Origin of the sequence: Pelosinus fermentans DSM 17108 (assembly GCF_000271485.2) — a bacterium.
GTDB classification, from domain to species: domain Bacteria; phylum Bacillota; class Negativicutes; order DSM-13327; family DSM-13327; genus Pelosinus; species Pelosinus fermentans.
The window spans coordinates 3110242-3135207 of sequence record NZ_AKVN02000001.1 but is presented as its reverse complement, the minus strand read 5'-3'; the positions used below and the strand labels follow the sequence as shown (position 1 = coordinate 3135207).

Genomic DNA, 24966 nt, shown 5'->3' with positions numbered 1-24966 from the left:
GTTTTTAGCAACTGTTTATGCTGTATCTTTACTTTTATTTTGGATTTCGAAAAGTAGGCTAAGTTTCATGACAGGAAAGCTTGTCAATGACGTTTAATATGTCATTTGGAAGCTGACTGGTTACATCAATAACTTTCCCTGAAAGAGGATGCGTAAAATAAAGTCTTGCAGCATGTAAAGCTTGGCGGGAGATTAATTCTCTTGAGCCTCCGTATAAATCATCTCCTATAATTGGATGACCAAGATGGGAGAGGTGGACTCGAATTTGGTGGGTGCGTCCAGTCAAGAGCGTTAATTGGACAATACTAGCATTTTTCAATGGCTTGAGTACTTGATAGCAGGTCGTGGCATGCTGTCCCTTGGGGTCAATGATACGCTGGATAATACTATCAGGATGCCTGGCAATGGGGGCGTCTATAGTGCCTTCTGATGGTTTTATGATGCCTGTTGTAAGTGCGATATACTGTCTGTTAATATTTTTAGCGCCATTAACGGATAAAAGGTGTTGAACATGAGGGTATTTTGCAATTAGCACTAAACCTGAAGTATTGCGATCTAAGCGGTGGACAGGATGAAAGGCGTAAGAGTGTCCTCGGGTATGAAAATAGTGCATAATGGCATTTCCTAATGTGGCTGTATGTTCAGATGTTGTTGGATGGACTAACATTCCGGCTGGTTTATCGATAATGAGCAAGGTGTCATCTTCATAAGAAATATGCAGGGGAATATTTGTAGGTACAATATCACAAGGCTGCAGCCAATGAAGTGTAATGGCATCGCCTGGAAAAATCACATGTGTTATAGTCGTTTCTTTTCCATTGACTATGATGGAACCTGTGTTTTTTATTTTTCTCCATATTGTAAGAGAAAGGCCGATATGGGAGCGTAAGTATTCCTTAATTGGCATAGGAGATAGGATCTGTGGTACGATGAGATTTAACATGGGTACTCCTTAATATGTAATATTATGTTTAGTATTCTTTATTTTGCAATGTTTTATTTTCGCTAAATAAAGTAAAAGTTCCTCTTAATGAATTAAACACAAAGACAATATGCTGATCTACAGCATAACAAGGAACACAAATAATGTATAGAAATATTTGTGTTCCTTGTGTCTTTGTGCTTTTTGAAGAGGAATATCACTTCAGGACGTTACATTAAATTTTGTGTCATCGTGATAAGGTGAGCAATATGTTCTCGTTCCATGTTTGAGGATTCTTGGAAATAGTCATTCATAGGATTACCACGTAAGCTAAAAATATGTTCCATTCGGTGGTGGCGGCGCAATAAGGCAAGTAAGAGATAGATGACAAATCCACGCTGTAAGCTGAGTTGTCTTTCCTTTGCATTGTGGAATTCTCCTTCTCTCATACTATACTTTTTTATGGAAGCACTCATTGCCTCATCGTGCATAGAAATAAGATGAATAATATCCATGTAGGCATCCCAGTGATTTACAGAGATATCATCAAGACTATCGCGAGTAGTATCCGTGGCTTGCTCAGCTGCTTCTAATGTAGTATACATTAAATCCAGTTGTTCAATCGCTTCTGTATGAAGCATACGCATATGCTCTAAGTCCATTGACATAGGTTTTTTACTCTGGGTTCTTTTCAACAGGGTAACCTCCTTAAAACAGCGACTTTTGCCACATAGTATGCAATAAGCGAATGGAAGGTGAAGGATTAGCTAGATTTTTTATTAACGATGTGATTTAGGACCAATAAAACGAATCATTTTGATGGGTACCATCATAGAAAGTGGTCTTTTACGCATACAAACATTTACGATAATAAAATCGCAGCCTACATAGCAGAGCGAGCCACAAAAAGAATCTTGGTGACAAAGGCGCGCGTCAACGGAGAATATTACATCATCACCTAACATACATAATAGGCGATCTTTAAACGAATTATCAGGATATGAGTATGGTTTAGCTGAGGTGCAACATTCTTGGGGCATCATCTTTTTGTCCATGTAGTCACAGCATGGGTCCATTTCTTCATGATACCAATGTGGATATTTGCCATCCATAACTTTGATAGCCTCCTTTATTGATATTTTCTTGGAGTATATGATACATCATATGAAGAACAGAGACATAATGATACTGCCAGTAAACTTTTTTTCGGGAATTTATAAGACTTTTTTGCAAAATATATGAATTATTTTTTGATCGAAGGTATTATTTTGGTTATTGTGGGATATATTTCTATTTAAATTTAAGAATTCTGTATAAAATAAATATTATTGTAAAATATGCAGGAAAAAAAACGTTAGTTTCGAATTTATAAGTGTTAAGTGCTTACAATGAGGTGATTTTTTTTGGAAATAATGAAAAATAGTAATATTATCATGTATGGTTTTCTTGTATGGTTATTTATTGCGCCGAGGAACAATAGTTCTCGATATGGTGAGTTCTTTTTGGCCTATATGGCGGCTTTATTATTTAGTTTGGTTGGTAGTTCCGAACTTCTTATGGTTAAGCCAGCAGCTTTTTTCTTCACGATAGGCGGTGTATTTGCCTTCGTTTATGTTGTGATGCGTAAAACGATTCACATAGCAATAAAAAAATAATATAAAATGGAGGTCATCCTATGGCTAAAGATTGTTCCTTCGATGTGGTTTCAGAGGTTGATATGCAAGAAGTTGATAATGCAGTGAATCAGACAACGAAAGAAATCAGCCAACGCTTTGATTTTCGTGGCAGTAAGGCTTCTGTAACTTTAGAGGGCATTGAGATCAAAGTGGCTGCTGATGATGATTACAAACTGAAGAATGTAGTCGAGATTTTACAAGCAAAAGTTATTAAAAGAGGAATTTCATTAAAAAACTTAGATTATGGAAAAGTGGAAGCCGCTTTTAGTGGTACAGCTCGTCAGATTATCAAAATAAAAAAAGGTATTGACAAAGAGAATGCGAAAGATGTAATTTCTTCCCTTAAAAATAGTAAAATAAAAGTACAAGCTCAGCTGATGGATGACCAAGTACGCGTATCAGGTAAAAATAAAGATGATTTGCAAAATGCAATTGCCCACCTGAAACAAGGTGATTTTAAGATTGCTCTTCAGTTTGTTAATTTTCGTTCATAAAAAAGACTTCCGCAAAAGCGGAAGTCTTTTTTATGAACGATTTAACTTTCTAAAGAGTTTTAGATTTTATCATTTGTTAATCCCAGAAGGTCTAGTGCTTTAAAGCTTAAGCTAAGAAAGATGGAGACAATAGTGGCTAAGGCCATACCTTTCATGGTGACGGTGCCGATTGTGATACTGGCTCCGCTAATACCTAGAATTAATACGATAGAAGTTAAAATGAGATTTCGGGAACGACTGTAATCTACCTTTGATTCTACAAGTATACGTATTCCAGAAGCCGCAATGACACCGAATAATAATAGGGAGACTCCGCCCATTACAGGTACTGGAATACTTTGAATAGCAGCAGCCAGCTTGCCGATGAAAGAAAGAACAATCGCGAGGATGGCAGCACCACCAATAACTTGTACACTATACACTTTAGTAATCGCCATTACACCAATATTTTCACCGTAAGTAGTGTTGGGGGTGGAGCCGAAGAATCCTGAAACGATAGTGGATAAACCATTGCCGAATAATGAACGGTGCAGTCCTGGATTCTGTGTTAAATCCCGACCTACGATATTTCCAGTGACTACGAGATGCCCAATATGCTCAGCGATTACGACTAATGCTGCAGGTAAAATAATCGCAATTGCATTAAAGTTGAACTCAGGAGAATATATGGTGGGAGCAGCAAACCAAGGAGCGGCAGCTATAATGCTTAAATCGACTAATCCAAGCAGGAAGGCTGCTATATAACCAGCAAGTACACCGATCAGAATTGGAATGATAGCTAAGAAACCGCGGAACATGATGGAACCTATGATTGTAACCGCTAACGTAAACAGTGAGACTAAAATAACATGAGGATCGAATGTTTTGGCTGTAAGGCCTGCCATATCAGCAGCAACAGGTGCTAGCTCTAATCCAATTACAGCAACAATAGCGCCCATTGCAGCGGGTGGGAAGACCGTATCAATCCATTTCGTACCAATGATGCCAATTAGAAATGAAACAAGAGAAAATACGACGCCAGCAGCTATAAAGCCACCGAGGGCTGCATTATAGCCATATTGGGGCAGAACAATAAAGACCGGTGAAATAAAAGCAAAACTAGAGCCTAAATAGGCAGGAATTTTACCTTTGCAGATAAAAAGGTATAAAAGTGTACCAATACCATTAAACAGTAGAATGGTTGCAGGATTCACCTTAAATAAAATAGGAACTAGTACAGTAGCACCAAACATAGCAAATAAATGTTGCAGGCTGAGGGGAAATAATTGGAGCAAGGGCAGTTTTTCTTCAACTTGAATGACACGCGTATTCATATAATCCTCCTTAATAGTACCTTAGCACACAATAAAAAAGACTCTTACCAGAGTAAGAGTCTTAAGGTCAATACAGGACAGGCCTAGTTAAAGCCATATCATTGTGTACCTTATTAGCCTCTCTGGACTAACTTAAAGGTTATTTTATTAAAATGTATCATAAAACATATTGTTTGTCTATTATTTTATAAAAATAACTGGGCAGATATAGATCTTTAGTTTACAATAGAGGATAGGAAAAAATATCTATAATATGAATGCTGTATGGGATTTAGCTGAGAGGTGTAAATAGAATGGCTAGAAAAAAAGATGACCAGGGCGTACGAATACAATCTGGTGCAAGACAGGATAAAGGTAAAGTGTATGTTGATGAATTATATTTTCGTCATGTAGATCAGATGGAGCGTTGGCGCCAAGAATACGAGTATTCTCAATCGGTAGAAAATGCATTGATTGGAATTAGTAAGTTAGATTATGAAGAAGTTGATTATACCTCATTGAAGGTTAGAAACCCATGGAAAGAACGAACGGTGCCTGATTGTTCCGGTGTACTGGAGAAAGTAAGAATTGAAGAAGAACGTAAATTTGTTATGCCTATTATCATGCATACAGGTTTATTATTAATTTTTTTAGTTGTATTGCTTGTCAGTAGTAATGTGATTGCATTATGGATATCTGGAATTGGTGTGGTTACGTTGCTGGTATTAGTCGTTATGTTGCTGCAAAAGCGTCATCAGGAGATTGAGCGTATTGTTCTAGAAAAGCAAAAAGAAATCGATGATTGGATTGAAAATGAAGAACGGTTAATTAAAGAAGAAAAAGAGAAACATGAACGTGAGGAAGATGAACGTATTAAAGGAATTGAACGTTTATTAGCAGGAGATATTGCTGCTATTTTTGCAAAAATTGATCAAGTGTTGACTGCAGCTCCCTTTCCTTTTCATGTAAGTGCAGATATTGCTGTATATATGAATATTCCCTCGGTGAAGATCTGGCTGCCGCCAAAATCAATTATTCCTACGCAAATTTGCTCTTTGCAGTCATCAGGAAGACCTAGTTTTCAGGAAAAGGAAATACGTACAATTAACAAACAGTATTTTGAATTGTGTGCAGCGATTTCCATGAGAGTAATGTCTTTAATCTATGCTCATATACCGTCCTTTGATATAGGATATATTTATGGAATGTCAAAGGACGGCAGAAATACAGAATGTTTGTTTACCAGTAAATTGGAGCGTTCAATAGTAGAAGATGCTTGTCATGCAGCTAATGGCTTAGCTGCCCTGCAGATTCTTAAAGCTACGTTTGATTGTGATACTTCCCTTTCTTTAATACCCTTTGAGTCCGATGATCCAATGGAATGGGACAATGTAGAAACGAAATTAGTGCGTAATGTTCATGTGGACTTGTTTTAACAATGCCACATGAACAAATTATAGTAAAAAAATAAATTAAAAGGGATTTTTGATTTATTAGCAAATATATGTAATAGTAGTAAGACATACTAAAAATAAAAGGAGGTTTTTTGATTTATGAAAATTTCTGATGTAATTCAAAGTGCTGATTGGAAAACTGAAAAACACGCTCCAGTTATTGAGGCTCCAGAGAAAGTAAAAGCAGGTGAAAGCTTCGCTGTAGAGCTTTCGGTAGGGAAGGAAATTGCTCATCCGAATACTACTGAACATCATATTCGTTGGATTAAGTTATATTTTAAATCTGATAATAGCAAATTTGTCTTTGAAGTTGCAGCTTCTGAATTTAATGTGCATGGTGAGTCTACGGATGGCGCAAATAAAGGACCAGTATATGCTGAGCCTACAACGAAAGCTGTTATAAAGCTTAATGGTTCAGGTACATTACTAGCGACTTCGTACTGTAATATCCATGGTTTGTGGGAAAGCTCTCAAACCATTACTGTAGAATAAAAGCAAGGGTTTACTGTTCCAGCTAGCTGGAACAGTTTTTTTATGAAGTAACATATTGCATTTTTAGATCTTTCTTAAAATAGTTATTCTTGGTCAATTTGGCATTCGCAGGTATGAAAAGAGGATTGGGTATTATCATGTTCGTTGGAAATAGTTTCAGGATCAGAGGGTTCTAATTGCTGGGAAGATGGAGTATGATAATTGCTGAAGGCAGACATCTCATGTAAATCATCCATAGGTGCTATGGGATGTGTTGTATGATAGTCTGCAGTGCGACAAAGGTTAATTCTTTCGGGTGTGCATAGCAAAGTCAGATTGGGCTCAGAGCAGTGGAATTTGGAATTAATGCAGGATTTACTCAGTTTGATGACACAAACCTTTAGAACGATTACTTTATTAATGCATCTGCTATTGATAAGTTGAAAATCTTGATGTTTAATAGAAGCCTTTAATTGACAATCCATACCTGCTTTTGCACGGCAGTTCTTAATAAGAGCAATAAATGGAGCTTCAAAAGAGATGAAATGGACTGTTTGTGTGGAATTAAAATTGGATGATACAAATTCTATATAAATATTTACATGACCAGAAAAACTGATTTGTTTATCTAAGATTATGGTTTTTTTTATGATCGGGGTAGAAGTTACACGAAGTAAAAAGTCAATATCTGGTGTGTGGCTTGGGAGAGGTAATAAGCCGTTTACTGTAAATTGTGTACTTTTTTTGCATGCCATATGATACATTCCTCCTTGATTGTAGAGATTTGTTATTGCTAAATTTTTATGAAGATTGTGGTCAGCCTTCAGATGTTTAGAAATCGATCTAAATGATTTATAATATCATATCAATGGTGATGCCATTTAGTTACAAAAAAGAGAGGTATTTTCCAACCTCTTTTTTTTATAGTATAAATTTATAAAAAGATTTGTCATGAGAAAGCTTATAAATGACTAGCAATCATCGTGGTAACTTTGATAGGTATGATAAGCTTCGGAAGGAATGTTTTGGCATAAAGGACAAGACGGATGGTGATTTTGTTTTTCAAAAAGATTAGGTTTATCGATTTGATTCCATCCACATTGCTTAGGATAAATGGGAATATTTGAGCAATCCTGGGATGGTTTATTGCAATTACAAGGTTTATTGTTTTCATGGTGGCAAATAGGTATATTAGGTTTAAAGACTGGACATGCAAAAATAACACTAGATACCAATAAGAATTGATTTTTCAAACATTGAACAGAAACATCTTCTACTATAGTACATATTTTGGTAATGACAGCATCGAATTCCTTTAATTTTATAAAAAGACAAAAAGGAATATCGAAACAAGCAGAGTGGGTACAATGTTTATCAATAACAGAAATAACTTTTATATGCTTAAAACCATGTACAACTACTTTTTTGCCAATGGGAGTATTGATAATTTTAAATGAAGAAATCGTAATTGTTACAATTACTTTGAGTATTTTTTGAATATCATGCTGGCAAGCTAAAAAGAGTTTATCTATTTGGCAAATTTGAGCGCAAGGATAATGTGGAGGACAAATTGGAAACTCAGATTGAGGGGTTATACCTAAAATTTCAATATTGCTCGTATTCATGTGAACTCCTCCTTTACTAAAATGTAAATATAGAGTATTTTTATTATTATTTTATGTTGCTTTACTAAGGGATGTTCTTCATTAAAATGAAAAGTTGAATTATATATAAGATTTTTATTGAGAAGGATAGAATTTGTATTGCAGCCAAAAATTTCAATGTATGTATTCGATTCATTATAGGCAATATATAAACAGGCACTACAAATAAATTTATTGGAGGGTGTTGCGTAATGTCTAGGAGTAAAAAACCTGTAAACCCTGCCGCACAAAAGGCGCTTGATCAATTAAAGGAAGAAACAGCAGCTGAGATTGGTCTTAAAGACTATAAGAACACTTATAAAGGTGCATTATCTTCTGCTGATAATGGCCGTGTAGGTGGACAAATGGTCCGCAAGATGATTCAGGCCCAAGAACAGCAATTCAGTGGTAAATAAGAGTCATTTATATGGCTGAAAAGATAAGCAGGTTTTTACCTGCTTATCTTTTCATATACTTTTTACTTTCTTATAGAAGGATTTTTTAGGCTTAATAGTAAATGTAATTATGATACCTAAACAGCGAATTGAATCACAAGGAGTGGAGATATTGAATACCGTATTGATAAAAAATCTGGGAAAACATTTAGACGAAGAAGTCACAATTCAAGGATGGTTATATAATCAGCGTGGTTCAGGAAAAGTAAAATTCTTGATTTTACGTGACGGCAGCGGTCTTTTGCAATGTGTAATTGTAAAACAAGATATAGGAGAAGAACTGTTTGATAAAACCAAAGTATTAACACAGGAAACTTCGATAACAGTAACAGGAATTGTAAAGGAGGAACCTCGGGCAGCAGGTGGTTATGAAATGCAAGTTACAGGTTTTGATGTGATTAATATTGCAGAAGAATATCCGATTACACATAAAGAACATGGGGTAGATTTCTTACTAGAGCGCCGTCATTTATGGATTCGGACTCCTAGACAAATGGCAATTCTGCGAATTCGATCAGAAATTGAACATGCTTTTAGAGATTTCTTTTACCATCGTGATTTTGTTCTGGCAGATGCTCCGATTATTACACCGTCAGCATGTGAAGGAACCTCCACATTGTTTGGTTTAGATTATCATGGTGAAAAAGCATATTTGTCCCAAAGCGGTCAATTATATAGTGAGGCAAATGCGATGGCATTAGGAAGAATCTATTGCTTTGGTCCCACATTTCGTGCAGAAAAATCCAAAACTCGCCGTCATTTGATGGAGTTTTGGATGGTGGAAGCTGAAATGGCTTATTTTGACATGGATGACAATATTAAGCTGCAGGAAGAAATGGTTTACTATGTAATCACACGGGTATTAGAACGCTGTACGAGAGAACTGACCATTTTAGACCGGGATGTAGAAAAATTAAAAAACATACAATTGCCATTTCCACGTATATCTTATACTGAGGCAGTAGAAATACTGAAAGAAGCAGGAGAAGATTTTACTTGGGGAGAAGACTTTGGTGCACCTCATGAAACGATTATCTCAAATCACTTTGGTTCACCTGTCTTTGTACATCGTTATCCAACCTCAATTAAGGCCTTTTATATGAAGCCTGATCCGGAAGATCCTAATGTCGTACTGGGTGCAGACCTCCTGGCACCGGAAGGATATGGCGAAATTATTGGTGGTGGACAGCGGATTGATGATCTTGAACTCTTAAAACAACGTATTGAAGAGCATCATTTACCGATAGAAGCTTTTGAGTGGTATCTGGACTTGCGAAAATATGGATCAGTGCCACATTCTGGGTTTGGTTTAGGACTTGAACGTACTGTTGCTTGGTTATGCGGTCTTGAACATATTCGCGAAACAATCCCATTTCCTCGAATGTTACATAAAATGTATCCTTAAACAGTAGATTTAGTTGTGATGCAGCACTTTCTTAAGAGAAAATATAAAAAACTTTGTATACATAATTTTAAAAGCAGGAACTTTTAACTACTACGGAAAAGTAAATACATTAGGCCATAAAAAGAATTTATTTTATTTATTAGCCAAGTTGTTATCTAACAACTTGGCTAATAAAACGATCTCAAGGGGGAACAATAATGACTTATAGTGTTGCTGCATGTCATGCAAAGGGAAAGTGTGCTACAGACAAAATTTTCGGTGCCAATGCTGCTGCTGCCAAAGCGGCTGCTCAGTATGGTAAAAATAAGGTCATCAATGCTACCATCGGTGCTTTTATGGATGAGCAAGAGAGGTTAGCTTGCATACCAACAGTTGAGAAAGTTTTTAAAAACTTTTCAATCAACCATATTATACCCTATGCTCCAATTGCCGGTTTGCCGGATTATCTAGCGGCGATGATAGAGTTAACTTTTGCGGATCATAAGCCAGAGGCTTATCTTGATGCCGTAGCTACTGCTGGGGGCACGGGTGCTATTCATCATACCATTTGGAATTATTCAGAGATTGGCGATACGATTTTAACCTCTGATTGGTATTGGGGACCCTATAAAATACTGTGTCAAGATGCCTTGCGTACATTGGATACCTATACATTATTTGATGAGCAGCAAAAGTTTAATATTGGGGCATTTAGTGCTAAAGTAAGAGAAATAATCGCAAAGCAGAATAACTTGGTTATAATTATTAATACTCCTGCTCATAACCCAACTGGTTTTAGTTTGAGTGACAGTGATTGGGATCAGGTATTAGATCTTTTTAAAGACTGTGTTAAAGATACTACAAAACATATTATTCCTTTAATTGATATTGCTTATATTGATTATGCAGGCGAAAAGAATGCTTGCCGATCTTTTTTAAAGAAATTTGGCAATTTACCTGCTAATATATTACCTATTTTGGCCTGCAGTATGTCAAAAGGATTTACGATGTATGGTCAACGGACAGGTGTTATGATTGGCATTTCTTCCAATAAAGAAGTAATTACAGAATTTCAAAGCATTAATCAATTTACAAGTCGAGCTACATGGTCAAATATTAACTATAGTGCTATGAAACTATTGGCTGATATTTATCAGGATAAGCGTTTATTAGCACAAGCAGAGCAAGAGCGCGGCGAATATTATGCCTTAATTCGCAAACGAGCTGATATTTTTATGCGTGAAGCGCAGGAAGTTAATTTACATATGCTTCCTTATATTGCTGGTTTCTTTATTACCGTCCCCGTTGAAAATCCTGAGGCGGTTTGTGAGAAACTGCATGAGGATCATATCTTTGCTGTACCTTTAGCAAAAGGAATTCGAATCGCAGTATGTGCGGTAACGTCTGAGAAAATGACTGGGATGGCTGGTAAATTTGCTAAAGCGATCCAAGCTGTTTCAATTCAATAAAAGTACCAATTACACTATTATCCATTTGTAGATTGTAGTATGGAAGGAAATACTACAATAAAGGAGGAGATGAATTTGGGACGACAGCATAAAAATTGTATTGATGATACAGTCTTAGAGTTTCCTCGTTCTTTGTTTTGGATAATACATGTAATTGGGCCAGTGATCATTTTTGTTTTAGGTATGAGATTTGCAATTCAACGTGCGCCTGCTTCTATGGTAGCTTATCGTTTATTGCGTAGGCTGATGGAGAGGTAAATCCAGCAAAGATGGGTGAACACATTTTTGGTTCACCCTCTTTTCCTGTGTATTTGATTTCATATTAATGGATAAAAAAAAAGAAATGTTATAAAATTTGCATTATTTTTAAAAATCAAACTTATGGTTTACTATAATATAGGTCATTGTTTTATTATGATATTGATGATATAGTATTTTTGGGCTAATTTTATTGGGTTCATTTTGTATACTAAATTTTTCTAATTTTGAAAAATGGGGGTTCAAAGATGTTTGGCTTAAAACCAAAAGAGGATGAATTTTTTAAGTTATTTGTAGAAAGTAGTATGGTGTTGCGGGAAGGGGCTTATGTGCTTCAAAGTGTAATGAATGAGTATACGCAGCTTGAGCAGAAAATGGCGCAAATTTCTGATATTGAGCATAAAGCTGACGATATTAATGATGCAATCATTGATAAGTTAAATCAGACATTTATTACACCTCTTGATCGCGAGGATATTTATTCTTTGGCAACAATGTTAGATGATGTTGTGGATTTTCTACAAGGTACAATGCAGCGTATGGTGCTCTATAAGGCTGGAAAACCTGCACCAGGAGCTGTCCAATTAGTTAATGTGCTAGTGGACTGTACCGAGGAAATGGTAGCGGTATTTACTTTGTTTAAGAACATTAAGGGAAATCAAGAGAAAATCCTTAGTCACACGCATAAAATTGCTGACTTAGAAACCCAAGGCGACAATATTTATCGAAGAGAAGTAGCTCTTTTATTTGAAACCTGCTCTGATCCAATCGAGGTTATTAAATGGAAAGAAATATTGGAACATATGGAGGACGCCCTTGACCACTGTGAAGACATTGCAGACTTATTGCGGGGCGTGGTTATGAAATATGCCTGATACATTGATCATTTTTGTCGTTTTATTAGCATTAGCCTTTGACTATATTAATGGATTTCATGATACTGCTAATGCTATAGCTACATCGGTGTCTACACGAGCATTAACACCAAGGGTTGCAGTATGGATGGCTGCAATGCTTAACTTTCTCGGTGCTATGTACAGTACAGGCGTTGCTAAGACAATTGGCAGCGATCTGGTAAAGTCGGCGCAGATGGTGAATCAGCACATTATTATTGCAGCGATCATCGGTGCAATTTTCTGGAATTTGCTAACTTGGTGGAAAGGGATTCCTAGTAGTTCCTCTCATGCTTTAGTAGGCGGAGTCGTTGGTGCAGTATTAGTTTCTACAGGTTATGAGGCGCTTAAAATAGAAGGTATTTTGAAAATTGTTGCTGCCTTAATCTGTTCTCCAGTCATTGCCATGATTACAGGATTTACCGTTATGACAGTTCTATTGTGGATATTTGGCAGAAAAGCTCCATCGCGTATTAATCCTAAATTTAAGAAAGCACAAATATTGACAGCAGCCATGATGGCTTTTTCCCATGGATCAAACGATGCGCAAAAGGCTATGGGGATCATTACTTTGACCTTAGTGAGTACAGGCTATTTAACCAGTTTAGATGTTCCTATCTGGGTTAAGTTATCAGCAGCTACGGCTATGGGATTAGGTACGGCAGCAGGTGGTTGGAGAATTATCCGTACCATGGGCAGTAAGATTTTTAAATTGGAGCCGATCAGTGGCTTTGCCTCAGATTTGAATTCTTCATTGATCATTTTTGGTGCAACATTATTACATTTGCCAGTAAGTACAACACATGTGGTTTCAGGATCTATCATGGGGGTAGGAACTTCAAAACGCATTAGTGCAGTTCACTGGGGTGTAGCGCAGCAAATGCTCATGGCGTGGATATTAACAATTCCTTGCACAGCTTTGGTAAGTGCCTTGGCTTATAAAGTCATGTCTTTGTTTTTTTAGTTGGTATAATAAATACATAAATAATTGCTGGCAAATAAGTATTGAATGCTTATTTGCCTTCTTTATCTTTAGGACTTAGACGTTCTTAGAAGACGTATCTTTTAGAGCGGCTTAGTCATAGGATAAATAAAATTACCAAGCTTTATGGATTAGGAAGAGTTATGTTAAAATATAATTATAAAAGAATGATCTAGTAGCCGATTTACAAGTCAAAAGAGCTCATTGATATGAAAGAGTTAAGTTGATCTTTACTGTTAGTATATAATAACGTATAAACGGGAGGCAGATTGATGAAAAAAAAGCAAATTACCCTTTCTTTTGCAAATGGTGAAATAGGCCTGTATGATTCTGGAACAACTTTGTTAGATATCAGCCAGGTTGTACAGAAGCGATATACTACGCCAATAGTAGCCGCCAGAGTGGACAATGAGATCAGAGACTTACAGTATAAAGTAGTCTCTGATTGTAGCGTTGAATTTTTAGATTTACATACGGATTCAGGTATCAAAGTTTATCAGCGCAGCTTGACTTTTGTAATGATTACTGCCGTGTCTGAATTATTCCCATTAGGAGAAGTTACTGTAGAACACTCATTAAGTAAGGGTTTATATTGCGAGCTGCATATTGGTGAGGCAGTTACGATAAATCATCTAGAATTAATAACAAGGCGTATGCAAGAGATTATTAATGCAGATAGACCCATAACTATGAAGAGTATTCCTATTGCGCAAGCAGTAGCCTTATTTGAAGCCACTGGGCAATCTGAAAAAGTGAAGCATTTGAAGCAATTGAACCGTAAAAATGTTCGGGTTTATTATTGTGGCAATACATATGATTATTTCTATGGCACGATGACGCCGAGTACAAGGCATTTGAAAATATTTGAATTAAGGCAGCATGCCGCTGGCTTTATTTTACGATTTCCCGAAAAAGAATCACCTGACCAATTGCCCGCCTTTGTACCTCAGCAAAAACTATCAGATATATTTTTGGAGGCGGAACGCTGGGGTGCTATTTTAGAGTGTGGTTATGTAGCTACATTAAATGAATACGTAGAAAATGGTAAGATTAAGGATATTATGAGAGTCGCAGAAGCATTGCATGAGAAAAAAATAGCACAAATTGCTGATTTTGTAGCTGAGCACAAAGAAGTGAGATTAATTTTAGTGGCAGGTCCTTCTTCATCAGGTAAAACGACCTTTGCTCAGCGTTTAACTGTTCAGCTTAGGGTGAATGCTATGCGGCCTGTAGCACTATCCTTAGATAATTATTTCGTTGATCGTGACCGAACTCCCAAAGATGAAAAGGGGGCCTATGATTTTGAGGCTATTGAAGCTATTGATTTAGAACTTTTTAACGATCATTTATGTAAAATATTAGCTGGTGAGGCTGTTAGCGTGCCTTCTTTTAATTTTATAAATGGTCAGCGGGAATATCGGGGAAATATCATTCAAATTACAAAGGATCAACCTCTTATTATTGAGGGGATTCATGGGCTCAATGAAAGGCTCACGGCAGCTGTTGCCAGAGAGCATAAAGTAAAAATTTATATTAGTGCGTTAACACAACTATCCATTGATAATCATAACCGTATACCTACTACTGATGGACGACTCATACGAAGAATTGTCAGAGATAGCCAATTTCGGTCTCATGATGCTCTGACGACTCTCAATATGTGGCACTCTGTTAGAAGAGGTGAGGAACGGAATATTTTTCCCTTCCAAGAAGATGCAGATATTATGTTTAATTCAGCATTAATTTATGAACTAGGAGTTCTAAAAAAATATGCAGAACCATTATTGCAAAAAATCACAGCAGATCAGGTAGCTTATTCCGAAGCGACAAGGTTGTTAAAATTCCTTTCCTATTTTCAAGATATTGATGATTGTGAAATTCCAACGAATTCCATTTTGCGAGAGTTTATTGGAGAATCATGCTTCCATGAGTAAAACTACATAAAAAAATCCCCCCTAACCTAAAAGTTAGGGGGGATTTTTTATGTTACTTCTTAACGATTCTTTTCAAAGAATTTTAAAGCCACTTCAGGGAATAATGCATAGGATAAAATATCCTCAATTGATGCATTTGGATAACCCTTTTCAGCAAGCTGTTTAGTAAGAAGATCCATTTGTGGTGCAATATCATCAGCAGGACGATAATCAATGATAGGTTCGTTGCCAATGATCTTTTCACGAACAGATTCATCAACCGGCATAGGAGTTTTACCATATTTACCACGAGCCAAGTCTTTGATTTCACGTGGTACCATTTTATAACGCTCGCCGAGCATTACATTGAAGGTAGCCATGGAACCGATAATTTGGCTGGTAGGTGTAACCAATGGAGGATAGCCAAGCTCTGCACGAACACGAGGCATTTCTTCCAAAAGATCTTGGTATTTATCTTCAATACCCTGTTCTTTAAGTTGGTTGAATAAGTTAGAAAGCATGCCGCCAGGAATTTGGAAGTCAAGAACATTTGTATCAACATCAAAGCTCGTTTTGAGGTTGAAGTCAGCTGCCAAGCTTTTCTTAACATTGGCAAAATGGAGAACGGACTCTTTGAGTGCGTGACGATTCAGACCAGTATCATACTCAGTACCTTCTAAAGCAGCAATCATAGTTTCAGTACAAGGCTGAGAAGTACCAAGAGCAAATGGTGACAGTGCACAGTCAATTACATCTACACCAGCTTCAATAGCTTTTAAATAAGTCATTGAGCCCATACCGCTTGTATAGTGAGTGTGAAGTTGAATAGGCACACCTACTTTAGGATCTGCTTTTAAAGCTTTAACTAGATCGTGAGCAATATAAGGTCTGAGCAGACCAGACATATCTTTAATGCAGATAGAGTCTGCACCACGTTCTACCAATTGGTGTGCTAATTTAATGTAGCTTTCTACAGTATGATAAGGGCTAATTGTATATACGCATACACCTTGTACATGAGCGCCAGATTCTTTAGCAGCTTTCATAGCTACTTCAAGATTACGCACATCATTGAGTGCATCAAATACACGAATAACACCAATACCATTTTCAACCATTTTCTTTACAAAAGCAGTAACAACATCGTCAGCATAGTGATTATAACCAAGAATGTTTTGACCTCTTAGCAACATAGAAATAGGAGTTTTCTTCAAATGGGATTTCAAGGTACGTAAGCGTTCCCAAGGATCTTCACCTAAGAAACGTAAGCAACTATCAAAAGTAGCACCACCCCAAGCTTCTAGTGCAAAATATCCCATATTATCGAGTTGTTCTAACACTGGTATCATATCCGTGAGGCGCATGCGAGTAGCAGCAAGTGATTGATGACCATCGCGTAATACTGTTTCCATGATTTGTACAGGTTTTCTAGACATATTATCCCCCTTTTTTTGAATGTAGTAATTGTGGTAACTTTCCAAAATATAAGAGTATACAAGTAAAAGTGAATTGGAAATTTACTACAGAACTACTTAGTTAAATATGTAACAAGATTGATCAATTATAATTCTACATTATTTCACATGCTTTTGCTAGTCATTTAGTTTAAAATTTTTTTAAATTTTTTTAATTTTTTTTAGTATATTGTATGCAAAAAAGAATATTCAGTAAACAAGAACATAATATTATGAAATTAACTAGTGTATTGCGATTGGTTAAGTTTGCAAGGATTTTGTCGACCAGCGAGGCGTAAGAGCCGGTCAGATCGGAAATCTGTAAGGTGATCTACTAGAATACAGAATCTTAATCTTGTACCAATTTTCGTGACAATAATTCTGCCATAGGACTTTTTCCTGATAGACCAGGCATGCCGCTATCGTGGCCTAAGCGGGCAAGGATCGTATAAACTTGTGGATTTTCTACAGGTGTATTAGCCAGAGCAATCGCACCATATTTTTTAACATGCTCTCGTCCTTCTTCAGGGGGAAGCAAGCGACCCGGACCACCGACGCAACCTCCTTTACAAGCCATGCCTTCAATGAAATTCGCAGTAAATTGACCATTGCGAATTTGTTCCAATAGCTTTTGGCAGTCTGGAATACCGTCCACTTTAAGGGACACTAGCTTTTGGACTTTGTGAGGAATCAATTTCTCTAAAGTCGTAGCTACCGCAGCACTTACACCTCCTGTATAGGCATAGACTCGTCCTCCCCATGAGGCTACTGCTTTTTCATGGTCTTCCTGATCCGCAGGATGAATGTTAGTGGCTTCAAAAATAGTAGCCAGCTCCTGAAAGGTCAGCACATAGTCGATAGCTCCTTTTACGTCAGGTAACAGAGCTTCTGATTTCTTGGCGATGCATGGACCGATAAAGACCACTTTGGCATCTGGTTCAAACTGTTTAATGACTCTAGCCGATGCGATCATTGGTGAGACAGAAGGGGAGATGTGCTCCATAAGATCGGGGAATTTATTTTCTATTAATTTAATCCATACTGGACAACAGCAACTGGTAAACATAAAATCTTGATCCGTTTTTACATGCTCATCAAATTCAAAGGCTTCTTTCATAGTAATTAAATCAGCATATAAAGCAGTCTCTAGAACATCGGTAAAGCCCATTTTTAAAAGTGCAGAACGCAATTTACCTGGAGTAACTTCTGCACCAAATTGTCCTGCAAAAGCAGGGGCGATAGAAGCATATACAGGATGACTATGTTGTTTTAAAAGGTTGATAAGAGGGACAAATTGAGATTTTTCTGCTAAGGCACCAAAAGAGCATGCCTGGATACAGTGACCTTCACCTAGACATTTTTCCTGGTTTATAGAAACCTTACCTAAGTCATCACGAGTGATTGCCTGCAAAGGGCAGGCTTTTTCACAATTTCGTTTCTCTGTGGGACAGGATTGGCAAGCATCTGGATTGGTAATAATAATGGAGTCATTGCTCATACCCATGAGCGCTTCTTCATCATAATCATTAAGAACTAGGTCATTATCATGAGGATCTAGTCCCATAGCAATACGAATTTGGTTTGCTACTTGGCGGCGAGTATGTTTATCTTGAAATTCTTCTGATACCATAGTGCAAATTTCTTCTCGACGATCAAATAAGGTTCCTTCCCAGGCGGCTTTAGCTACATGATAGAGAATGCGTGGTTTAATGTTTAAAGTAGTATGATCCATATTATACCTCCTAAATGTTATTTTATTACATATTATTAGCCATTTTTACGTTAATTCCTATTGCAGTTGTGCACAAAATTTGATATTCTGGTATTTAGTCTGAAAAATATTCGTAAGAAGGAGTAATCGTTGTGGCAGATGGACAAAGCAATCTTCAGAAAAATTTAGGATTAATGCCAGCAATGGCATTAGTAGTTGGCATGGTTATTGGTTCAGGAATTTTCATGAAATCCGGCAGTGTAATTTTAGCAGCTGGTGATTCCACAATGGCTCTTATGGCTTGGGTACTAGGTGGTAGTATAACACTTGCCGCAGGGCTGACAGTTTCCGAGTTAGGGGTACAAATTCCTAAAACAGGAGGCTTATACACATATTTAAATGAAGTATATGGTAAGATATGGGCATATTTGTATGGTTGGATGCAGACGGTAATTTACGGGCCTGCAACAATTGGAGCCCTTGGATTATATTTTTCTTCTTTACTATTGCCCTTTTTTGGCATTAGCGAAGAATTGAGGCTGCCGATTGCGGTGGGCAGTGTATTTTTTATGACGGGTGTCAATTGTTTAGGTACTAAATATGGGGGTTTTATTCAAACAGTTGCTACCATTGGTAAATTAATTCCTATTGCACTTATTGTTATATTTGGTTTATGGAAGGGAAATGGACAAATTCTTGGCATGACGAGTGGTGTTACCCCTCCTCTTGGCATGGGAGCAGCCATTTTAGCTACGTTATGGGCATATGATGGTTGGGTTGGTGTAAGTTTCGTAGCGGGAGAAATGAAAAATCCAGCGAAACAATTGCCTATGGCCATTGTTTTTGGGCTTGGAATCGTGATGATCGCATATCTTACTATGAATATGGCGATTATGCATGTATTGCCTGCTGCGGAAATTGCTGCATTAGGAAAAATGGCTGCCAGTACTACTGCAGGATTATTGTTTGGTGAGATGGGAGGCAAAATTATCAGTATAGGTATTTTGGTATCTATTTTTGGTGCCCTCAATGGCTATATTCTTACCAATGGACGTGTTCCTTATGCGATGGCATTGAATAAACAATTGCCGGCTTCATCTATATTGGCAAAAGTTCCAGCTTCAGTTGGAGCGCCAGTAAATGCAATGTTATTAGAAGCGAGTCTGGCAACTGCTTTAATGATTTTCTGGGATCCAGATAGCCTTACTGATATTGCGATGTTCGTAATGTGGACTTTTTATGTTTCTGCGTTTATCGCCGTATTTATTCTTCGAAAACGGTATCCCAATGCTAAACGTTCTTATAGCGTGCCTGGTTATCCAATTATACCTATGATTGCGATTTTAGGGGCGTTCTATATTATTGCAAGTATGTTTATGAATAAGCCAATGGATGCAATGGTGGCTATTGGTATTACCGTAGTTGGTTTGCCGGTCTATTGGTTTGTAAAATAAGAAATGCCGACAAGAAATAGTAAAAATCATCAGCAGGAATATTCCTGCTGATGATTTTTTATTATGCCAGCTAACTAAGGTTTTGCCATTTGATCCTAATATTAAGAGATGATAATGCTTGTGATTACACGGTTGCGGCCTTCTTTTTTAGCCTGATAGAGTGCTTTGTCGGCGAGCTCAGTAATTTTTTCTCTACTAGGAGGAATCGCAGAAACAGCAGGATCATAAGTGGCAATCCCTAAACTGGCAGTGATTTTTGCTGTAGTGGTTCCAGCGTCATCAGGAAAGCTTTCGCTTTCGATGATTTGACGTAATTTTTCGCCAAGGGATTTTGCTTCATTACTACTGCATTCAGGTAAAATAATGCTAAACTCTTCTCCTCCGTAACGTGCTGGCAAATCAATATTGCGCACATTATATTGGAGAATTTGGCCAAGTTGACTTAATAATTTGTCACCTGTGACATGCCCATAAGAATCGTTATAGCGTTTAAACTTATCAAGATCCAACATAATTAAACTTAATGGACGCTTTAAGGAAGCTGCACGTTTTAGCTCAATGGTCAGAAACATATCAAAATTTCGTCGGTTTGCTAGACCTGTGAGGCTGTCAGAAAGAGCCATTAATTTTATTTGGTTATATAAATGAGCTTTTTCCAAACCAAGAGCGATTTGCTGGGACATTAAAAATGCAAAGGATATACGGTTTAAACGCTCAGGAGCAATGAAATGCTGCCACCCTAAGAGTATTAACCCCAGAAGATTTTCTTCTACAGCAATTGGCAACACCATCATATATCTAGATGCATTCTGGTCATACAGTTCAGCGAAAGGAGCAAAGGTATTTGCGGCTGTAATACAAGGTCTAAAGGTTTCCAGTAAAGGTGCCAATGCAGGATAAGAGTCGAGATTCATTTTTACCAGTTTGTAATTGAAATTAATCGAAGAGATAATAGTAAAGTTTTTTTTGTCAGCATCAATAAGCATACCGACGGCTACGTCAGCATTGAGTGCTTTCATTACATGAGAAGTACAATGTTCAATGATTGTATTGGTATCAATAGTTGTAGAAGTAGTTTGAGATATTTCTGATAAAAATTTCTCTTCTTCAAGATGGAGCTTTGTCTTTTCAAAAAGCATAGCACTGGCAATGGCTGTGCCTGCATGACGACCCAAAGCTGTTAGAAATCGAAGATCGCTTTCATTAAAAGCATTAAGATCAGAAGAATAGGCTTCGATAATCCCAATGACTTCACCGTCATGAATTAAAGGTGCACAAATCATGGATTGGATGCTGGAAAATATGAGCTGCGGTTTTTGTATATCAGGATGCTGGGATAGATCATTAATAGAAAGAGCTATATTCTGCTCTATCACCTGCCCGCGTAAACAATGGTTTAATGGAATACAGGTTGGAGGCGTATTGATGCCATAAGTCGCAACCACTTGGAGATGGGTTTGGTTCGTACATAATAGACCGATTAAACTTTGCCGAGAATGCATTAAATCAGTCACCATATCAGCGATTGCATCAAGAGTATCTTTTACATTGAGTTGTGAAGAAATAATAGTGCCGATTTTTGATAAAGTATCTTCCAGTAAATTTCGCTGTTGCTCTGATTTTTTATATAATTCGGCATTGTTGACAGCCAATTGTTCTAATTGTTCTTTAAATAGAAGCAATTGTTCATAAGGATGTTTGATTACAAATTTAAACACAGCTCGCAGAACAAAATAATAGGCAAAACATTTACAAAGGTGAGCGAACATATTAGTTTGAATAGAAACATCTGAAAGGTAGGCTAAATTAGACAGAATGCCAAAAAGTAAAGCGATTTGTATATAATCACCTGTTATATATTGGGAGAAGTTACGGCGCAGAATAATAAGTGAAATACTATGAATACTAATAGCTATCAATAAGGTAGAAGTAACTAATGGATGATTTGTATTGTCGATGTGGAGAAATGATGGCAATGTATCAAATTTATCAAAAGTAAAGCTAAAATTAGTAAGCAGCCCTGTAAGTAATCCTATTAGCAATAAACTTGCAGTGTAAAACAAGAATGTGTCAGCAGGCCGGGGTGTTGTTAATGTAAGACGTATGGTGTATAAGAGAGCACAGGCCCATACGATACAAGCAATCATCCAATACATAATCCAACTCGTATCAGTCGGATTATTTGCAGAATAAGAAAGCAGCTGCAACAAATCTAAGATGCTGGCACATAATATGAAAAAACTGATTGCTTTTCCTTTCAAGTAACTGTAATGATTTGCATTTTTGCTGATACCATGCCAAGCAATAAAGGAGATAATAACTCCAAGTATAATTGTGAAAATTCCTAGCATATTGTGAGCTATGACCAGCATATTTGTCACCTCTTACGTAGAGTGATTTTGTTTTATCATATGCTCAGATTGTTTAAAAGTTTACAATGTGCTAGTAGAGCCTATCAATACAAGATACTAAAAATGAGTGAGGTCTTACAATGGATAAACTTTGCCCTGCTTGCAATGGTTTAGACGTGATTAAAGATCAGTGTCCTATTTGCGGAGAACAATTATTAGATGGTGGATCGTTGCAAAATTATGTAGGACCCTATAGTCCCTATATGGAAAGCGATATAGAGAATCAATGTATCCATATCTTGTATTGCGCTGAATGCGGTTATGATGCAAGAATTGCCTTGCAATTGATTTATATTTAGCAATCCATTTTTTATTGAAAAATCAATTCGACGGATAAAAAAATGCACATGGTAGGATACTAATACAGAAATAAATAAGTGGATTGTCACCTACAATGTTGTTGTAAAAATACTGGATTCAGAAAAAAATGTACAAGAAGGAGTGATTTTATGTCGAATCCCATAGTAAAGTGTAGCGTGGATCAATGCAGTCATTATATGCCTGGTGATCAATGCATGGCAGCTAAAATTAGCATTTATAATGAAGAAGCAACTGGAAAGTCAGAACAAGTAAAAGACACGCAATGTAAGTCCTTTCATGACCGTAAGACGATGGGGGATATGATAGGAGCACTGCATAATGCTAATATTGGCGGGACCATATCTGCAGCCTTTATGGATGGTACCCAAGTAACACCTGAGGTAGAGTGCTTTGTGAATAACTGTAGTTACTGGCAAGGTAACAATGTCTGCAATGCATCCCAAATTGATGTATTTGGAGCTAATGCTGCCAAAACAGATGATACAGATTGCAGAACCTTTAAAAAGAAGAACTAATAAAAAAATGCCGAAAGCTGCTATCAGCCTTCGGCATTTTTTTATTAGTCCTGTAAACTTAGAAATTAGTGTTTGTGATCACAGCCGCAAGAACAACCGTGAGCATGATTAGCGGTTTGCTGTGCATCACAATGGGTTTTTACATGACCCTTAATCGTATCGATATACAAACGTCGCAACTTGGCTTGTTCTGCTAGTTCTTCTTCTGTTAATGTTCCTGCCTTTTGCTTTCGTCCTAGTTCATTAATCCTAGAAATATCTTCTGGTGTTATCATAATAATGAAGACCTCACTTCCTATTTATGTTATTATTTAGATAAGAGAATAATAATAACATTTTACAAAATTTTATTATTATATTTGCATTTTGTAAAGTAAAAAAACGTAAAGGATGAAAATATATGTATGATTTGATTATTATAGGCGGTGGACCCGCCGGACTGACTGCCGCAGTGTATGCAGCTCGCAAAAAAATGAATACGCTGCTACTGACAAAAGAATTTGGCGGACAACTCATGTGGACAAAAGAAATAGAAAATTATATGGGGTATCAATTTATTAGTGGTCCAGAACTAATGGGGAAATTTGAAGAACAGGTGAAACGTTTTGCCGTTGCCATTCAATACGAAGAAGTAAATGGTTTTGTAGTGAATCAAGATGGTACATTTTTGGTTAAGACAGAAGAGAAGGAATATCAAAGTAAAACTGTGATACTAGCCACAGGTAAAAGACCTAGGGGGTTAGACATACCAGGCGAAAAGGAATTCACCGGACGGGGAGTTAGCTATTGCGCCACTTGTGATGGTCCCTTTTTTGACAATAAAGCGGTAGCTGTCATAGGGGGCGGCAACTCAGCAGTTCAAGCAGCTCTCGAACTTAGCAAAATTGCACATAACGTATACTTAGTGGTACGAAATGATCATTATATTGCTGATCCGATTATTCTTGAAAAAATGAAAGCTGCTACCAATATTATTGAAAAAATCGGTTATGAATCAGAAGGAATTTATGGTAATGAAGTAGTGGAAAAGATTACGATCCGTGAGATTACGACGGGAAAACTTCAAGATCTGGCTATCGATGGGGTTTTTGTAGAAATTGGCTTAGAACCCAATTCTGAGTACATAGAAGATATCGTTAGGATGAATAAGAGAAAAGAATTGATGGTCGATTGCCGTTCTAGAACCAATATTCCAGGAGTGTATGCAGCTGGAGATATTACAGATGGCCCTGATAAACAAATCGTAATCGCCGCAGGAGATGGTGCTAAAGCTGCTTTGATGGCTTATGATTATTTGTTGCATAAGGAGTAAAGAGTACGTGGCAAGTCCTACTTTAAGACTTGCCGCATACTCTTTAAAGTTGTCGGAAAATATAAATTTTAATGCAAGGTATTGGCTTTTGCTGTAAATACCGTATAATAGAATAATATCTCTTAAAAATATTACAAATGTATTTTCAAAGAAGACAAAACTAGGGGAATTTCAAATATTGTGCGTGGAGAGTGAAAAAATGAAAGCAGTAATTACAATTGTGGGACAGGATAGAGTAGGAATTGTAGCAATGGTTAGTGAAATTTTGGCGGTTAACAGTGTAAATATCTTAAATATTAATCAAAATATTTTAGATGGATTTTTTAACATGGTAATGATTGTGGATATGGCGAGCAGCAAAGTAAGTCTTAAAGATATGCAGCAGATTTTAAAGGGAAAAGGCGATGAGCTTGGCTTGGATATAAAAGCGCAGCATGAAGACATTTTTCAAATCATGCACCGGATATAAAGTAAGGAGGAAC

The 24966-nt window shown here is 37.0% G+C and carries 26 protein-coding genes; 16 read left to right on the top strand and 10 right to left on the bottom strand.

Annotated elements, in window-relative coordinates:
- Positions 1-58: 58 nt before the first annotated feature.
- The 3 genes from FR7_RS14500 to FR7_RS14490 form a co-directional block, all read right to left on the bottom strand.
- A complete protein-coding gene (locus FR7_RS14500; RefSeq protein WP_007935579.1) occupies positions 59-943 on the bottom strand; it encodes an RluA family pseudouridine synthase in 885 nt (294 codons plus the stop codon).
- A 209-nt stretch (positions 944-1152) separates the two neighbouring features.
- Complete coding sequence (locus tag FR7_RS14495; RefSeq protein ID WP_007935577.1) at positions 1153-1617, bottom strand: hypothetical protein; 465 nt, start codon at positions 1615-1617, stop codon at positions 1153-1155.
- A gap of 84 nt (positions 1618-1701) precedes the next feature.
- Positions 1702-2034 (bottom strand): hypothetical protein, encoded by a 333-nt coding sequence (locus FR7_RS14490; protein WP_007935575.1) that lies wholly within the window; start codon positions 2032-2034, stop codon positions 1702-1704.
- Positions 2035-2334: 300 nt separating this feature from the next.
- On the opposite strand from FR7_RS14490, the gene FR7_RS14485 reads away from it, so the two are divergent.
- Positions 2335-2577, top strand: a complete 243-nt coding sequence (locus FR7_RS14485) for a hypothetical protein (RefSeq protein ID WP_237714868.1) — start codon at positions 2335-2337, stop codon at positions 2575-2577.
- Between the two features lie 20 nt (positions 2578-2597).
- Positions 2598-3092 (top strand): YajQ family cyclic di-GMP-binding protein, encoded by a 495-nt coding sequence (locus FR7_RS14480; protein WP_007935570.1) that lies wholly within the window; start codon positions 2598-2600, stop codon positions 3090-3092.
- A 59-nt stretch (positions 3093-3151) separates the two neighbouring features.
- Here FR7_RS14480 and uraA read toward each other — a convergent pair whose 3' ends face one another.
- Complete coding sequence (gene uraA, locus FR7_RS14475; protein WP_007951067.1) at positions 3152-4405, bottom strand: uracil permease; 1254 nt, start codon at positions 4403-4405, stop codon at positions 3152-3154.
- Positions 4406-4698: 293 nt separating this feature from the next.
- Here uraA and FR7_RS14470 point away from each other — a divergent pair, with 293 nt between their 5' ends.
- Entirely contained in the window at positions 4699-5820 is a 1122-nt protein-coding gene (locus FR7_RS14470) for a hypothetical protein (RefSeq protein WP_007935568.1), read from the top strand.
- 117 nt (positions 5821-5937) lie between these two features.
- Positions 5938-6330 carry a class II SORL domain-containing protein gene (locus FR7_RS14465; protein WP_007935567.1) on the top strand — a complete coding sequence of 131 codons (393 nt, stop codon included), beginning with the start codon at positions 5938-5940 and terminating at the stop codon, positions 6328-6330.
- Between the two features lie 83 nt (positions 6331-6413).
- Here the strand turns inward: FR7_RS14465 and FR7_RS14460 are convergent, their stop codons facing one another.
- Both FR7_RS14460 and FR7_RS14455 read right to left on the bottom strand, forming a co-directional pair.
- Complete coding sequence (locus tag FR7_RS14460; RefSeq protein WP_007935566.1) at positions 6414-7064, bottom strand: SPOCS domain-containing protein; 651 nt, start codon at positions 7062-7064, stop codon at positions 6414-6416.
- A 216-nt stretch (positions 7065-7280) separates the two neighbouring features.
- Positions 7281-7934 carry a DUF3794 domain-containing protein gene (locus FR7_RS14455; protein WP_007935565.1) on the bottom strand — a complete coding sequence of 218 codons (654 nt, stop codon included), beginning with the start codon at positions 7932-7934 and terminating at the stop codon, positions 7281-7283.
- Between the two features lie 230 nt (positions 7935-8164).
- Here FR7_RS14455 and FR7_RS14450 point away from each other — a divergent pair, with 230 nt between their 5' ends.
- The 7 genes from FR7_RS14450 to FR7_RS14420 all read left to right on the top strand — a co-directional run bounded on the left by FR7_RS14450 (position 8165) and on the right by FR7_RS14420 (position 15327).
- Positions 8165-8368: an alpha/beta-type small acid-soluble spore protein gene (locus FR7_RS14450; protein ID WP_007935564.1), complete on the top strand. Its 204-nt coding sequence runs from the start codon at positions 8165-8167 to the stop codon at positions 8366-8368.
- A 151-nt stretch (positions 8369-8519) separates the two neighbouring features.
- Positions 8520-9812 (top strand): asparagine--tRNA ligase, encoded by a 1293-nt coding sequence (gene asnS / locus FR7_RS14445; protein ID WP_007935563.1) that lies wholly within the window; start codon positions 8520-8522, stop codon positions 9810-9812.
- Between the two features lie 197 nt (positions 9813-10009).
- Positions 10010-11260 carry a pyridoxal phosphate-dependent aminotransferase gene (locus FR7_RS14440; protein ID WP_007935562.1) on the top strand — a complete coding sequence of 417 codons (1251 nt, stop codon included), beginning with the start codon at positions 10010-10012 and terminating at the stop codon, positions 11258-11260.
- A 75-nt stretch (positions 11261-11335) separates the two neighbouring features.
- Complete coding sequence (locus FR7_RS14435) at positions 11336-11518, top strand: hypothetical protein (RefSeq protein WP_007935561.1); 183 nt, start codon at positions 11336-11338, stop codon at positions 11516-11518.
- A 248-nt stretch (positions 11519-11766) separates the two neighbouring features.
- Entirely contained in the window at positions 11767-12393 is a 627-nt protein-coding gene (locus tag FR7_RS14430) for a DUF47 domain-containing protein (protein WP_007935560.1), read from the top strand.
- Entirely contained in the window at positions 12386-13375 is a 990-nt protein-coding gene (locus FR7_RS14425) for an inorganic phosphate transporter (protein ID WP_007935559.1), read from the top strand. Before FR7_RS14430 ends, FR7_RS14425 begins: the two co-directional genes overlap by 8 nt.
- Positions 13376-13665: 290 nt before the next feature.
- Positions 13666-15327, top strand: a complete 1662-nt coding sequence (locus tag FR7_RS14420) for a nucleoside kinase (RefSeq protein WP_007935558.1) — start codon at positions 13666-13668, stop codon at positions 15325-15327.
- A 59-nt stretch (positions 15328-15386) separates the two neighbouring features.
- Here the strand turns inward: FR7_RS14420 and FR7_RS14415 are convergent, their stop codons facing one another.
- The gene (locus tag FR7_RS14415; protein WP_007935557.1) at positions 15387-16742 is read right to left on the bottom strand and encodes a pyruvate carboxylase subunit B; all 1356 of its coding nucleotides are present in this window, start codon (positions 16740-16742) and stop codon (positions 15387-15389) included.
- Positions 16743-17109: 367 nt separating this feature from the next.
- Positions 17110-18492: a [Fe-Fe] hydrogenase large subunit C-terminal domain-containing protein gene (locus tag FR7_RS14410; RefSeq protein ID WP_007935556.1), complete on the bottom strand. Its 1383-nt coding sequence runs from the start codon at positions 18490-18492 to the stop codon at positions 17110-17112.
- A gap of 131 nt (positions 18493-18623) precedes the next feature.
- Here FR7_RS14410 and FR7_RS14405 point away from each other — a divergent pair, with 131 nt between their 5' ends.
- Positions 18624-19925 carry an APC family permease gene (locus FR7_RS14405; RefSeq protein ID WP_007935555.1) on the top strand — a complete coding sequence of 434 codons (1302 nt, stop codon included), beginning with the start codon at positions 18624-18626 and terminating at the stop codon, positions 19923-19925.
- A gap of 101 nt (positions 19926-20026) precedes the next feature.
- On the opposite strand, the gene FR7_RS14400 is transcribed toward FR7_RS14405, so the two are convergent.
- On the bottom strand, positions 20027-22297 hold the full coding sequence (locus FR7_RS14400; RefSeq protein WP_007935554.1) for a diguanylate cyclase: 2271 nt from the start codon (positions 22295-22297) through the stop codon (positions 20027-20029).
- Between the two features lie 119 nt (positions 22298-22416).
- Here FR7_RS14400 and FR7_RS14395 point away from each other — a divergent pair, with 119 nt between their 5' ends.
- Both FR7_RS14395 and FR7_RS14390 read left to right on the top strand, forming a co-directional pair.
- Positions 22417-22635, top strand: coding sequence for a hypothetical protein (locus FR7_RS14395; RefSeq protein ID WP_007935553.1), 219 nt, complete (start codon positions 22417-22419; stop codon positions 22633-22635).
- Between the two features lie 150 nt (positions 22636-22785).
- Positions 22786-23172, top strand: a complete 387-nt coding sequence (locus tag FR7_RS14390; protein WP_007935552.1) for a DUF1540 domain-containing protein — start codon at positions 22786-22788, stop codon at positions 23170-23172.
- Between the two features lie 65 nt (positions 23173-23237).
- Here the strand turns inward: FR7_RS14390 and FR7_RS14385 are convergent, their stop codons facing one another.
- Positions 23238-23447: a DUF896 domain-containing protein gene (locus tag FR7_RS14385; RefSeq protein ID WP_007935551.1), complete on the bottom strand. Its 210-nt coding sequence runs from the start codon at positions 23445-23447 to the stop codon at positions 23238-23240.
- Positions 23448-23572: 125 nt separating this feature from the next.
- On the opposite strand from FR7_RS14385, the gene FR7_RS14380 reads away from it, so the two are divergent.
- Together FR7_RS14380 and FR7_RS14375 are read left to right on the top strand one after the other, a co-directional pair.
- Positions 23573-24484, top strand: coding sequence for an NAD(P)/FAD-dependent oxidoreductase (locus tag FR7_RS14380; protein ID WP_007935550.1), 912 nt, complete (start codon positions 23573-23575; stop codon positions 24482-24484).
- 199 nt (positions 24485-24683) lie between these two features.
- A complete protein-coding gene (locus FR7_RS14375; protein ID WP_007935548.1) occupies positions 24684-24953 on the top strand; it encodes an ACT domain-containing protein in 270 nt (89 codons plus the stop codon).
- The last annotated feature ends 13 nt before the right edge of the window (positions 24954-24966 follow it).